General features: G+C 40.4%; 14 protein-coding genes. All 14 read left to right on the forward strand.

Annotation, left to right across the window (positions count from 1 at the left end):
* Positions 1-84: 84 nt before the first annotated feature.
* Positions 85-933 (forward strand): ABC transporter permease, encoded by an 849-nt coding sequence (locus ACSLP7_RS12780; protein ID WP_435579656.1) that lies wholly within the window; start codon positions 85-87, stop codon positions 931-933.
* Between the two features lie 2 nt (positions 934-935).
* Positions 936-2,141 (forward strand): ABC transporter ATP-binding protein, encoded by a 1,206-nt coding sequence (locus ACSLP7_RS12785; RefSeq protein ID WP_435579657.1) that lies wholly within the window; start codon positions 936-938, stop codon positions 2,139-2,141.
* Positions 2,125-2,784, forward strand: coding sequence for a sulfotransferase (locus tag ACSLP7_RS12790; protein WP_435579658.1), 660 nt, complete (start codon positions 2,125-2,127; stop codon positions 2,782-2,784). Before ACSLP7_RS12785 ends, ACSLP7_RS12790 begins: the two co-directional genes overlap by 17 nt.
* A 15-nt stretch (positions 2,785-2,799) precedes the next feature.
* Positions 2,800-4,233, forward strand: a complete 1,434-nt coding sequence (locus ACSLP7_RS12795; protein ID WP_435579659.1) for an MBOAT family O-acyltransferase — start codon at positions 2,800-2,802, stop codon at positions 4,231-4,233.
* Between the two features lie 44 nt (positions 4,234-4,277).
* Positions 4,278-5,147, forward strand: coding sequence for a hypothetical protein (locus ACSLP7_RS12800; RefSeq protein WP_435579660.1), 870 nt, complete (start codon positions 4,278-4,280; stop codon positions 5,145-5,147).
* Positions 5,148-5,191: 44 nt separating this feature from the next.
* On the forward strand, positions 5,192-6,259 hold the full coding sequence (locus tag ACSLP7_RS12805) for a DegT/DnrJ/EryC1/StrS family aminotransferase (RefSeq protein ID WP_435579661.1): 1,068 nt from the start codon (positions 5,192-5,194) through the stop codon (positions 6,257-6,259).
* Positions 6,256-6,966, forward strand: coding sequence for a WbqC family protein (locus ACSLP7_RS12810; RefSeq protein WP_435579662.1), 711 nt, complete (start codon positions 6,256-6,258; stop codon positions 6,964-6,966). Before ACSLP7_RS12805 ends, ACSLP7_RS12810 begins: the two co-directional genes overlap by 4 nt.
* A gap of 13 nt (positions 6,967-6,979) precedes the next feature.
* Positions 6,980-7,933, forward strand: a complete 954-nt coding sequence (locus ACSLP7_RS12815; RefSeq protein WP_435579663.1) for a hypothetical protein — start codon at positions 6,980-6,982, stop codon at positions 7,931-7,933.
* Positions 7,930-8,613: a class I SAM-dependent methyltransferase gene (locus ACSLP7_RS12820; RefSeq protein ID WP_435579664.1), complete on the forward strand. Its 684-nt coding sequence runs from the start codon at positions 7,930-7,932 to the stop codon at positions 8,611-8,613. Before ACSLP7_RS12815 ends, ACSLP7_RS12820 begins: the two co-directional genes overlap by 4 nt.
* Positions 8,610-9,413 carry a sulfotransferase gene (locus ACSLP7_RS12825; protein WP_435579665.1) on the forward strand — a complete coding sequence of 268 codons (804 nt, stop codon included), beginning with the start codon at positions 8,610-8,612 and terminating at the stop codon, positions 9,411-9,413. The genes ACSLP7_RS12820 and ACSLP7_RS12825 overlap by 4 nt, the downstream gene beginning before the upstream one ends.
* Before the next feature lie 6 nt (positions 9,414-9,419).
* Entirely contained in the window at positions 9,420-10,358 is a 939-nt protein-coding gene (locus ACSLP7_RS12830) for a glycosyltransferase family 2 protein (RefSeq protein WP_435579666.1), read from the forward strand.
* A 19-nt stretch (positions 10,359-10,377) separates the two neighbouring features.
* Positions 10,378-11,268 carry a hypothetical protein gene (locus ACSLP7_RS12835; RefSeq protein WP_435579667.1) on the forward strand — a complete coding sequence of 297 codons (891 nt, stop codon included), beginning with the start codon at positions 10,378-10,380 and terminating at the stop codon, positions 11,266-11,268.
* A gap of 12 nt (positions 11,269-11,280) precedes the next feature.
* Positions 11,281-11,988, forward strand: coding sequence for a class I SAM-dependent methyltransferase (locus tag ACSLP7_RS12840; protein WP_435579668.1), 708 nt, complete (start codon positions 11,281-11,283; stop codon positions 11,986-11,988).
* Positions 11,989-12,000: 12 nt separating this feature from the next.
* Positions 12,001-12,815: glycosyltransferase (locus tag ACSLP7_RS12845; RefSeq protein ID WP_435579669.1), on the forward strand; the 815-nt coding region annotated here is incomplete at its 3' end.

The following is a 12,815-nucleotide window of genomic DNA, read 5'->3' on the forward strand; positions in this document are numbered from 1 at the left end:
AAGACGGGAGAATAATAAGGAATCCCGCTAAAAAAGAACTATTTTGAGCCTGAAAAGCGAACAACCCAAAATTACCTACCCAGCATGAGCCAACAACGGGTAACCGTTTATACCAATCAAGGAAACACGAGCTTTCTCAAAGTACTCAAGGCCAGTATCTCTGATATTTTCAGTTCTGGATTTTTGGCCAGACAAATCGCCATTCGCGATATCAAAGCGCAATACAGACAGTCCTATTTGGGAATCCTTTGGGCCTTTATTACGCCCTTAACTACAGCTTTAGTTTGGGTGTTTTTGCAGTCCACAGGAACCGTTCAACTTACAGACACAGGAATACCTTATCCAGTCTATGCTTTTAGTGGTACTTTGATCTGGTCTATAATCACAGGAGCTATAAATGCTCCACAAATGAGTACCAGTTCTGCCAAGAGTATAATTTCTAAGATCAACTTTCCCAAGGAAGCTTTATTGCTTTCCGGGATTTATAAATTGCTCTTTAATGCGATTCCTAAGATCCTGTTATTGATCATTTTGTTATTGATCTTTGGCGTGGATTATCAACACTCCGCTTGGTTGTTTCCCTTGGTTATGTTAGGTGCTGTCTTCTTTGGGTTTACCCTCGGATTGCTTCTGACTCCAATTGGGCTTTTGTATAACGATATTTCTAAACTCATCATGACTGGCTTAAGGTTTATGATGTACTTGACACCCGTAGTATATATGGTTCCTGCTGATGGGATCATGAAAACCATTATGGAGTGGAATCCATTTAGTCCAATGATTCTTTTGGCTCGATCGGTTTTAGTGGGAACCCCTAGCGATCATTTAGGCTATTATTTTCTGGTCTTGCTTTGTTGCATCCCGATTTTACTAATTGGCTTGGTGTTTTACCGAATCTCAATTCCAATCATTGTTGAACGCAGTAGCTCATAAGTATGGAAGAGAAGGAAGTACTAGTTAAAGTTGAAGGCGCCAGCAAAAAGTTCAGTAAAGATCTAAAAACAGGTCTTAAATACGGTTTGAGCGATTTGTTTACTAATGTTTTTGGCAACAGCAAATCAGAACAACTCAGGCCTAAAGAGTTTTGGGCGGTTCAAGATGTGAGTTTTGAATTGCGTCGAGGAGAATGCTTAGGCCTTATTGGACATAATGGAGCGGGTAAATCGACCTTATTAAAAATGCTCAATGGTTTGATTCGTCCTGATATCGGGAGCATAACCATGAAAGGTAGAGTAGGAGCCTTAATTGAACTTGGCGCGGGATTTAACCCCATACTCACTGGCCGTGAAAACATCTACAACAACGGAGCTGTTTTAGGGTTTACCAAAAAAGAGATTGACAAAAAATTAGAGGCTATCATTGCTTTCGCAGAACTGGAAGAGTTTATTGATATGCCTGTTCAGCACTACAGTTCTGGGATGAAGGTACGCCTGGGCTTTGCCGTGGCGGCGCAAATGGAGCCGGATATCTTGTTGATTGATGAGGTGTTGGCCGTAGGTGACCTTGGATTTGTACTCAAATGTTTGAAAACCATAGACGTCATTATACCCAATACCGCAATTATCTTTGTGTCTCACTCCATGCCCATGGTTTCTAGAATCTGCAACAGAGTTATTTTATTAGAACGAGGCGTGGCGGAACAGGAAGTTGGTGTCTCTGCAACTATTGACAAATATTACGGCAGGTTTGAATCCAATGAGCAAAGCGAGATCTTCAATGACGGCAGCATTGCAATACGCAGCGGGGCGGTGAAGTCTGATAAAAATGAGCAGGGCAATCCCACACTAACTTGGGGAGATGATCTGTTGATTGAAGTAGAAGTCGAGCTGCTCAATATCGATTATATACCTGCGATATCCCTAATCATTTTTGATAAGGAACAAAGACCTGTGGCTTTTCTACATGATGCAGATGCTCAAAAGACAAGCTCAAGCGGAAAAACAGTGAAGATCTCAATCAAGCATGAGAAATTGCAATTGTCTAAGGGCTTGTATTCGATAAACCTGGCATTTAGTGAGGAGTTGGGTAAAGGAACCTTATTGCGTGTAAACGACTTTTTAAAGTTTCAAATAACCCATGAGTTAGACATTTGGCAACCATTTTTGTTGGATACATCCATTGACTATGAAATTTCTGAATAGAAAAAAGTCCGAGAAGATCTTCTGTATTTCCAGTCAACGCACAGGAACTACCTCTGTGGGTGATTTTTTTAAACATTTGGGTTATAATGTGGCTGATTGGCACTGTTCTTTTGGACAGTCTTGGAGCCATAAGTGGTACAATGGTGACTTTGAAGCTATTTTCAACGATCCAAAATTCAAGAATAATCAGGTTTTTGAAGACGACCCTTGGTGGCTACCCGAGTTTTACAAAGTCCTTTTTCACCGTTTCCCGAATTCAAAGTTCATTCTTTTTACCCGTCCAGCTGCTGATTGGTATCAATCCATGGAGAGTCATTCTAATGGAAAAACTCCTGGAAATACCTTGCGTCATTCAAAGGTATACCGACGAGAGTTTGAATTTTACAACACCATTGGAGATGACGATCTGAGTTTGTACAACAAAAATGTCATCGATAATCTTTTGAGTCTAGAAGGGAAAAAGGCACATTACGAAGATCTGTACACCACTAGAAATTTTGAGGTAGAGCAATTCTTTAAAGAGTTTGCACCTGACAGTTTATTTACTTGTTCGTTGTATGATTCGGAGAAATGGAGCAAGTTGGGTAAGTTCATTGGAGTGTCTGTCCCAGATAATTTTGACGTCCATTCCAATAAATCCTAAGTAAGTGAAAGGGTTATGCTGTTCAATTCTATTGATTTTGCTCTTTTTTTACCCCTTGTCTTTGCTATTTATTGGCTAGTTCCGTCGTCTAAATTACACTGGCGTAATGGGGTTATTGTCCTTGCTAGTTATATCTTTTACGCATGGTGGGATTGGCGTTTTTTGAGTCTTATTTTGGTCAGTACCCTTGTAGATTTTTCCATTGGAAACAACCTGTCACGTGTAAAACGCTCAAGCCGAAAACTCTTATTCTGGGCGAGTATTATAATCAATGTTGGGATTCTAGCACTGTTTAAGTACTACGATTTCTTCGCGAAGAGTTTTACTGAAGCCTTCCACTTTTTAGGCCTTGAAATAAGCATTGATAGTCTGAATCTCGTGCTTCCTGTTGGCATTAGCTTCTATACCTTTCAAACCATGAGTTACACCATTGATGTGTATCGAGAAAAGATCCAGCCGACAAATAATTTAGTGTCGTTTGCGGCTTTTGTTTGTTTTTTTCCACAGCTAGTCGCAGGTCCCATAGAACGCGCCGCAAATCTGCTTCCCCAATTCAATGTCGGGCATAAATTTTCTTATGCTCAAGCAAAGGATGGTCTCAGACAAATCCTATGGGGATTATTTAAAAAGGTAGTGATTGCTGATAATTGTGCCTTGGTGGTGAACAGCATCTTTGACAATTATTCCGATGCATCGGGCAGTACTTTAGTCGTAGGCGCTGTTTTATTCGCATTTCAGATCTACGGTGATTTTTCTGGCTACAGTGACATTGCTATAGGAACAGCGCGCCTCTTTGGATTCAAGCTTAAGCAAAACTTTGCTTTTCCATATTTTTCAAGGGATATCGCTGAATTTTGGAGGCGATGGCACATATCGCTCTCTACTTGGTTTCGCGATTATGTCTATATCCCGTTGGGTGGCAGCCGCGTAAAGAAATCCAGAGCTATACTCAATATCATCATAGTTTTTCTGGTGAGTGGATTCTGGCACGGTGCAAATTGGACCTTTATTGCCTGGGGACTGCTCAATGCGCTCTATTTTATACCACTTTTTATTTTAGATAAGAACCGTCAGCACCTCGATGAGGTTCAAGGCTCAAATCAACTAAGTTTTATAAAAACACTGTTACAAATACTATTTACATTTTCATTGACTTGTTTGGCATGGGTGTTCTTTAGATCAGATTCTATTGGAGATGCTATTTCCTATCTGAAAGGAATTTTTAGTTACTCGCTCTTTAGTTTTCCAGAATTTAATGCGTGGTATCTGCTCATATTGCTGCTTTTGTTTATTGTTGTAGAATGGGTTGGCCGTCATGGTCTTTATGCTATTGAACGCATAGAAAGACCTTTTTCAAGGCCTGTTCGCTGGTGTTTTTACTATGTGGTGATTATTTCGTTATATGTTTTTGGAATTAAGGATCAACAGTTTATTTATTTTCAATTCTAGGGATGAAGAGGTTCGTTAAGCGTTGTATTATTTTCACAATACCATTGGCAGTACTCTTTGTCGGTGTTGAGTTCTCTTTGCGAAATATTCCCAATGATTATAAATATAAAGCTGATTATCTTAAAACAAACTCCGCGAATATTGAGACCTTGGTGCTCGGTAATAGTCACATTTATCGCGCCGTGGATCCAACCTATTTGGGTCCAAACAGCTTTAGTCTTGCCTATGTTTCCCAAACGCTCGACCTGGATTTAGCCTTGTTTGATCATTATAAAGACGATCTTAAATCCGTCAACACCGTCATCCTTGGCATCACCTATCCAGCATTTGCTAAAAACCTTAAGACTGCTGCTGAGTCCTGGAGACTTAAGAATTATAATCTCTATTACAAGCTTCCATTCACTTACACTTTAGCTGATTATTCTGAAGTCCTTAGCAACTCGTTTGAAACCAACAAACAGCTTTGGTGGAATTACTATGGATTAGATCAGAATATGATTAAATGCAATGCACTCGGAGCAGGGCCGTTAAATGAAAATCGTAATCTTTTAAAACGAGGGCCAGCCGCTGCTAAACGTCATACGGGTGAAAATCCCGAATACAGGAGTGAATTGCTCGAAAAATTGACGGATCTATTCGAGTATTGTGCAACGCAAGATATTCAAGTGGTCCTCATTAGCCCTCCGACGCATAAAGCATATAGAGAACACCTCGATCCAAACCAAACCCGTGACTTTCTGAATTATATAGATTCTGTCCAAAAGCGTTATTCCAATGTCAAAGCATTTGTATCCTTTGATTCTGAGGATTATCAGGACAAACATTTTTTAGATGGCGACCACTTGAACGCCGCTGGAGCTCAAAAATTCACAGAACGATTGAATTCCATTTTAGAAGAAATTAATGGTATTTAGAATAGTTGTTTAAGCCCTCCCAAATCAATACCTTCGCTTTGACTATGATCAACGTTACCAAGACCTTCCTACCACCGCAATCAGAATATCAGGCCATCTTAAGTCGCGCTTGGGAGAATAACTGGATCACCAACCGTGGGGAATTGGTCAAAGAATTGGAGTCTCGACTCCATCAATATCTCGGGGTAGCGCATCTTATTTGTATGAACAATGGAACTATTCCGATGCAGATAGCCATAAGAGCCTTGGATTTAAGCGGGGAGATCATTACCACGCCTTTTAGCTATGTCGCTACTACATCGAGTATTTTTTGGGAAGGTTGTAAACCGGTTTTTGTAGATATTCATCCGGAGTATCTTACCATTGATGAGCATCTTATTGAAGCGGCAATTACTGAAAATACCTCGGCAATTTTAGCGACCCATGTTTACGGTAATCCTTGCAATGTAGAAGCCATAGCCGCTATGGCAAAAAAACACAACCTCAAAGTAATTTATGATGCTGCACATTGCTTTGGTGTAAAGTATAAAGGGGAGTCGCTCTTTAACTACGGAGATATAAGTACTTCCAGCTTTCATGCGACCAAGTTGTTTCACACCGGAGAAGGAGGTGCCTTCTTTTGCAATGACAAGGACTTATTTGAAAAGGCGGTTTACCTGCACAACTTCGGCCATAAAACCAAAGAGAGCTTTCAGGGTATTGGAATTAACGGCAAAATGAGCGAATTACAAGCAGCCATGGGTCTCGCGGTCCTGCCGTATATGAGTGAGATACTCGAAAAAAGACAGAGAATTGATGAGGTATATAGAAATAACCTCAAAGGCGTAAAGCTGTTGCAATTGCGAGAGGATACTGATTGGAACTACTCTTATTTTCCAGTTGTTTTTCCATCAGAAGAAAAATTAAAAGAAACCATCGAGCTGTTGAATGCAGCATCAGTATTTCCAAGAAGGTATTTTTATCCGAGTCTGAACACACTTCCATACATCGAATACAGTGCATGCCCTGTCACTGAGCAAATAGCAAAGTGTGTTTTATGTCTTCCTTTGTATCACGATCTTCTAGAAACAGAAGTAATGGAAATTTGCGCGATTATAAACGGTGTCCAATGAGACTTGGAATAATGCAACCCTATTTTTTACCTTACCTTGGGTACTTCGCTTTGATCCAACAGGTAGATGCCTTTATTTTATTCGATACCCCTCAATTTATACGTCACGGCTGGATTGAGCGCAATCAAATCCTCAAGCAAAACGGGGAAAAGCTTTACATAAAAGTTCCCTTGCAAAAGCACTCCAGAGAAACTGCAATAAAAGATGTTGTCATTAATGAGGAACAGAATTGGCAGCAGACTATACTAAGTCAATTAGGGCCCTATAAAAAAAGAGCTCCCTATTTTAAGATGGTTACCGAACTTTTAGAGAAGATCTTTGTCCTGGAAACGCAGAGTATTGTCGCCCTTAATAAGAGATCGTTAGAGGTCATTTGCGGCTATTTAGAGATTGATACACCCATACAGGTCTTCTCTCAAATGGAATTAGAGGTTGCTGAAGTTAATGCACCCGATGAATGGGCATTGAACATCTGTAAGGCTTTGGGCGCGAATAGCTATTACAATCCTACAGGCGGCATGGAGTTTTTTAGCAGGGAGAAATACCAAAATGAAGGCATTGAACTGAAGTTTTTAGAATTTAAAGCCAGCAATTACGAGCAGTTGGGTAATCCTTTTGTTCCGTATCTTTCGGTTTTAGATGTCATGATGTTTAATTCGCCTGCTGAGATCAATAAAATGATGGAGCAAATCAACTTGCTCGACTAATACTGATGATATTTTGAAACCAATTGGAGGATTTTTTGAATTAGAATTACCGAAAGGGGATTCCTTATATCACAATGATGCCGTGGCCCTTTCTACGGGTCGGGCTTGCTTGAATTTAATTATCAAAGAAACGCAACCTAAGAAACTCTATTTGCCTTATTACAGCTGTGAGGCACTTTTTCAACCGATACTTGAATGTAAGGTTGACTTTGAGTTTTACAAAATAAATGAACGCTTAGAACTCGACGAGGATATCGCCGTTCAGGAAGGTGAATATTTGATTTACATCAACTTTTTTGGCCTAAAAAGAAAGTATGTACAGCAGCTCAAAGCAACTTATGGAGCTCAATTGATCTTAGACAATACCCACGATTATTTTTTTCAGGAGGTTGAAGGGTATTCCTTTACATCGGCCCGAAAGTATTTTGGGGTTCCGGACGGAGCCTTTCTCTATGGCAGCAGTAGCTCAGACTTAAACCATGTGGAGCGATTTACAGAAGCTTCACTAGAACACAGCTTGCATAGATTATTGGGCAATCAGGACAGATCCTTTGCCTTGTTCCAACAGTATGAAGCTTCACTGAGCAGTGATCTATTGAGGATTTCAAAAGTTTCTGAAATGCTGCTTAAACTCGTTGATTACAAGCAAGTAATTCAGAGGCGTCAAGAGAATTTTGAGGTTTTGGAAAGAGAACTATCTGCCGTGAATACCCTAGCGTGGGAGCCAGACAGCATTTCTACTTTTTGTTATCCCTTATTACTAGAAAAGCATGTGGAGAAGGCGACGTTCCACCGCGAGAAACTCTTTATTCCAACTCTTTGGCCCGACGTATTGGAACGAGATGATATTGCGTCTTATCCGGTGGCGGAAAAATTAACTTCAGATCTATTACCACTACCTATAGATCATAGATATACCCCAGATCAAATGCGCCAGATGGCAGCCCTTATAAGAACCTTACTATGAATGAATACTGGATAAAGTATTGGAAAAAGCACGGTGAAAATGCTCAAGGAATGGACAAACATTCTCAGGTGCTGCGGACGCTGAATAAAAAACCAATCTCAGAGGAGCAATGGCAATTCACTTTAAAGGAAATTGACAGGCATTTTGAGATTCGTCCGGGTGATAAGGTTTTGGATCTGTGCTGCGGAAACGGTTTGATCAGTAAACATTTAGCCGATAAAGGCGCTTATGTTCGTGCTGTTGATGTTTCTGAAGGATTGTTAGAAGGGCTAAAAGAATATGACAGAATTGAACCAGAGATAGCCGATGTAAGAAATCTAGATTATGCCTCCGATTCTTTTGATCACGTTTTAATTTATGCGGGTATTCAGTATTTGACCTTGGCAGAGTCTTTTTTGCTTTTTGAGCAGTTGTTTCGTTGGCTAAAGCCCAATGGCACTGTGTTTATTGGTGATATCCCGGATTTAGATAAACAATTTGACTTTTATAATAACGCCGAACGCCGAGCGGTATACTTTCAAAACTTATTAAGTGGGACTGATGTCGTTGGAACTTGGTTTAAAGATGAATGGTTGCTCAACGCAGCAAAGCATTTTGAGTTTTCAAATGCGGAGATTTTATCACAAGCGGAAGGTCTATTAAATGCTAATTATCGATTCGATTTAAAACTGACAAAATGATCTCCAAAGTTATCTTAGTCGCCGGTGTAGCAAGAAGCGGAACCAGTTGGATTGGTCAAGTAATTAATAGCCACCCTAAGGTTCGCTATCAATTTCAACCGCTGTTTTCCTATGAGTTTAGAGGAAGTGTGAATGAGGATTCCAGTCCTGAGGAGTTCGGTACCTTTTTTAAAGATTTGTTTCAGGCGGACACCGAATTTTTAGGCCAAAAGGATAAAGTTGCCAAAGGGATCTATCCAGATTTCAAGAAGGATAATCCTAATATTTTGTCATTTAAAGAAAACAAGTTTCAATCTGTCATTCCTCCTTTGCTACGGAAAAGGCAAGACGTGCATTTGGTTGGAATTATAAGAAACCCTTGCGCCGTGCTGTTGTCATGGACGAAGAATAAAAGCGAATTCCCGGAAGGGTCTGATATTATGGAGGAATGGCGTTTTGCAGCCTGTAAGAACAAGGGCCCGGAAGATTACTTTGGCTATTATAAATGGAAGGAGGTTGCTAATCTCTATTTAGACTTAAAACAACAATTCCCTGAGCGGGTCAGTATTCTTAGTTATGAAGAGTTGTTGAATGCTCCTGAAGAAAAATTTAAAGGGTTGTTTGAACGCTTAGATCTTGATTATTCAGAGCAAACCGCGAAGTTCGTGACGGAATCTACCGCTGGACGCGGGGATAATTATTACTCGGTATATACCGGCGGAGTTAATAAGGATAAGTGGAAGTCTGAGTTGCCAAGTGTAATCGTTGAGGAGATTTATGAAGATCTCAAGGCAACTCGTTTGGAACAATTTCTACAATGATGTTCTATGAGTAGAGAGATCACCATATCCGTAGGAGTTGTTACCTACAATCACGAAAAATACATCGAGCAATGTCTGGAAGGTATTTTAATGCAAAAAGTAGATTTCAATTATGAGATTATTTTGGGCGAAGATGATAGTACCGACAACACAAGGGCGATTTGCCAGAAGTATGCCCAACAGTATCCGGATAAAATTCGTTTGTTCTTAAGATCTCGTGAAGATGTCATTTACATAAACGGCAACCCCACGGGGCGTTATAATTTTATTGAAAACCTCAAGCAATGCAAAGGCAAATACATGGCCTTATGTGAAGGTGACGACTATTGGACGGATCCCCTCAAACTCCAAAAACAGGTGGATTTTCTTGAAGCCAATCCAGATTATGCCATTTGCTTTCACGAAGCAAAGATCGAATGGGCGCAGCAGAAAAAGTATAATGAAATTGTCTTAAATAGCGATTTTCCGTGGAATGCAATGTCGCCAGAAAAAGACGTCTACGATATTAGTGACGTCATAAAAGGATCTTTTATGGCCACGGCTTCGGTGGTTTTCAGAAGGGAATTGTTGCCGAGCTTACCCACGTGGTTTAAAGAGGTTCAAAGTGGAGATATGGCGCTTTACGCTTTAATTACCGGTAATCTCAAGATCAAATTCTTGAATGAGATTATGTGTATTTACAGGAGGCATGAAAAAGGGGTCTCCAGAACGCACAGACACAATTCAATTCTCATCAATAGAATATTATTGCTCAAGCATATTGATAAACACTATCGTGGAGCATATCGCGGCCTGATCGTTGAGACTGCAAATAGCTACATCAGTAAACTAACCAAACTCAGTTTAAAGGAACTTATTTCGCTTTGGCAATTGAAACTGACCAGTAATATTGTGGAGTTCAAGCATATTATTAACTTGACAAAAAAGAAAATAAAAGATCGCTAGCGGATATCAAGCATAATTTATGAACACGTATTGCTCCATAATCACCTCAAACTATTTCTTCTATATCCAGGCACTCTATGATTCCTTAGAGCAGTTTGAAACTGATGCAGGTTTTCACGTTTTGGTAGTGGATGATTTTGAAACTCCTTTGGTATATAAAAGTATTGAGGTGCACACCCTCAATACTATAAAAGAGAAATACCCAGAAGACTACAAACTCATTGAAAAATACGAGGTTGACAAAGCAAGCAATCTGCGCTGGGCATTAAAACCTTTACTGCTCAAATACCTCTTTGAGGAGAAAGAATGTGACAAGGCACTTTTTTTAGATCCAGATTTATACTTCTATCAAGACCCTGGCTTTTTGTTTGATCATCTGGATCAAAAGAATGTTATACTCACGCCGCATTGGCGTTCCAGTAATCCAGAAATAGATCCAGTAAATTTTGACTTGCTGTTTGTTGGGGGAATTTACAACGCTGGATTTTTTGGGTGTAATTCCAAGGCCATTCACGTTTTAGATTGGTGGTTAAGAGCCTGCTCTTACAAGATGAGCAAGGAGGGCGGATTCTATGTAGACCAAGTATTTTTAAATCTGATGCCGATCTATTTCTCAGAGGATGTCCAGCAAATAAACCACAGAGGTTGTAATGTCTCCAATTGGAATACTGTTGAATGTGTTCGTACAGAAAAAGACGGAAAGGTTTTGATTAATAACACCTATCCCGTAGTATTTATTCACTTTACAAACGGGACAATAAAGCGAATTGCAAAAGGCGATGATACCTTGCTTCAGCCACTTTTAGCAACCTATAGAGCGAATTTAGTTGCGCATAAAGCTGACTTTAAGTTTGCTTATGAAACCCCCTGTGCCATCAGCTCCTGCGGAACCCAAAGGTTCTATATTTAAACGATTATTTCAATGATGATGGATAATCAGTTTATCGACATACCGCTTAATAAAAATACCCTCGATAGGTATTGGGTGCGAACGAGCATTTTCAAAGCCATTAAATCGGCTTGCCCCAGCTTCAAAGGAGATTTACTAGATGCTGGTTGCGGAAAGATGCCTTATCGGGAGTTTCTACGCGAGAATTCTGAAATACAGTCTTATACCGGTTTAGACATAGAGACCTCGCTGCAGTACGATTCTGAAATTAAGCCCGATCTGCTTTGGGACGGCAAAACGATGCCCATAGAAAACAACAGTTATGATACGGTTATAGCTACGGAGGTTCTTGAGCACTGTCCAGAACCTATGGAGTATCTGGCCGAGGTTTACCGTGTATTAAAGCCTGGAGGCGTGTTCTTCTTTACCGTGCCTTTTTTGTGGCCCCTACACGAAGTACCTCATGATGCTTACCGGTATACTCCGTTTACCTTAGAACGGATGTTCGACCAAACAGGCTTTTCAGAAATTGAGATCAAGTCCTTGGGTGGATACAATGCTGCACTCGGTAGTATGATTGGTCTTTGGTTAAAGCGCCATTTAAGAGATTCCTGGAAAAAGCGCATCTTAACACGCGTAGGTCTGTTTTGCATGAAATGGTTACTCAAACGCGATGTGGCGCCTACCCAATGGAAAGAAAGCACCATGAGCACCGGTTTTTATGGTATTTTAGTCAAATAGTCTCTGCATTTTATGAACATCGCCATATTCACACCCAATAAGAACCCGTATTCTGAGACCTTCATTCAGGCGCATAAGAATCATCTGGCAGGGAACATTTTTTACTATTACGGCAATACTTGGGCTGGAATCACCTTAGAGCAAGGCAATAAAAAATTCAATCAACTCACAGTAGCTCAGAAACTCAAATTGAAGCTTAGCGGTGGCTCTGTGACGCAAATGCAACAGCAAAATCTTATCGATTCTTTATTATCAAATAAAATCGATGTGGCTTTGGTAGAGTACGGGCATCACGCGCATTGGCTATTGCCGGTATTGAAGGGTGCCAATATTCCTTTTGCTGCTCATTTTCACGGGCACGATGCCACGGAGCATCACATCTTGAACAACACTCAGAATTATACGAAGATGTTTGCCGCTGCAGGTCGAGTAATTGCAGTTTCTCGTTTTATGGAGAACCATTTGCATCAATTGGGATGTCCCAGAGAGAAATTGGTCTACAACGTTTATGGTCCCAGGCCGGAGTTTGCTGATGAGGTTAGCCCGAATTTCAAGCAACAAAACTTATTAAGTGTTGGTCGTTTCACCAATAAGAAGGCGCCTTATTACACCCTTTTGGCCTTTTCAAAAATCGCCAACGACTTTCCAGAAGCAGAACTGATCTATGCCGGAGACGGAGTGCTATTTGAAGCCTGTAGAAATACTGCCGTGCAATTAGGTTTGCAATCGCGGGTACGCTTTATGGGTATAGCCACCGCAGATCAACTCAAGGAAGAACTTACTAATGCCCGCGCTTATGTGCAGCATTCAATCACCACAGATAGTGG

The sequence above is a fragment of the Gilvibacter sp. genome (assembly GCF_965601605.1).
Lineage (GTDB): Bacteria > Bacteroidota > Bacteroidia > Flavobacteriales > Flavobacteriaceae > Gilvibacter.

Coding starts and splice junctions, on each gene's coding strand:
- ACSLP7_RS12805 (WP_435579661.1), top strand. CDS start 5,192: ATGATCAACGTTACCAAGACCTTCCTACCACCGCAATCAGAATATCAG.
- ACSLP7_RS12840 (WP_435579668.1), top strand. CDS start 11,281: ATGATGATGGATAATCAGTTTATCGACATACCGCTTAATAAAAATACC.
- ACSLP7_RS12780 (WP_435579656.1), top strand. CDS start 85: ATGAGCCAACAACGGGTAACCGTTTATACCAATCAAGGAAACACGAGC.
- ACSLP7_RS12835 (WP_435579667.1), top strand. CDS start 10,378: ATGAACACGTATTGCTCCATAATCACCTCAAACTATTTCTTCTATATC.
- ACSLP7_RS12790 (WP_435579658.1), top strand. CDS start 2,125: ATGAAATTTCTGAATAGAAAAAAGTCCGAGAAGATCTTCTGTATTTCC.
- ACSLP7_RS12820 (WP_435579664.1), top strand. CDS start 7,930: ATGAATGAATACTGGATAAAGTATTGGAAAAAGCACGGTGAAAATGCT.
- ACSLP7_RS12830 (WP_435579666.1), top strand. CDS start 9,420: ATGAGTAGAGAGATCACCATATCCGTAGGAGTTGTTACCTACAATCAC.
- ACSLP7_RS12810 (WP_435579662.1), top strand. CDS start 6,256: ATGAGACTTGGAATAATGCAACCCTATTTTTTACCTTACCTTGGGTAC.
- ACSLP7_RS12825 (WP_435579665.1), top strand. CDS start 8,610: ATGATCTCCAAAGTTATCTTAGTCGCCGGTGTAGCAAGAAGCGGAACC.
- ACSLP7_RS12785 (WP_435579657.1), top strand. CDS start 936: ATGGAAGAGAAGGAAGTACTAGTTAAAGTTGAAGGCGCCAGCAAAAAG.
- ACSLP7_RS12795 (WP_435579659.1), top strand. CDS start 2,800: ATGCTGTTCAATTCTATTGATTTTGCTCTTTTTTTACCCCTTGTCTTT.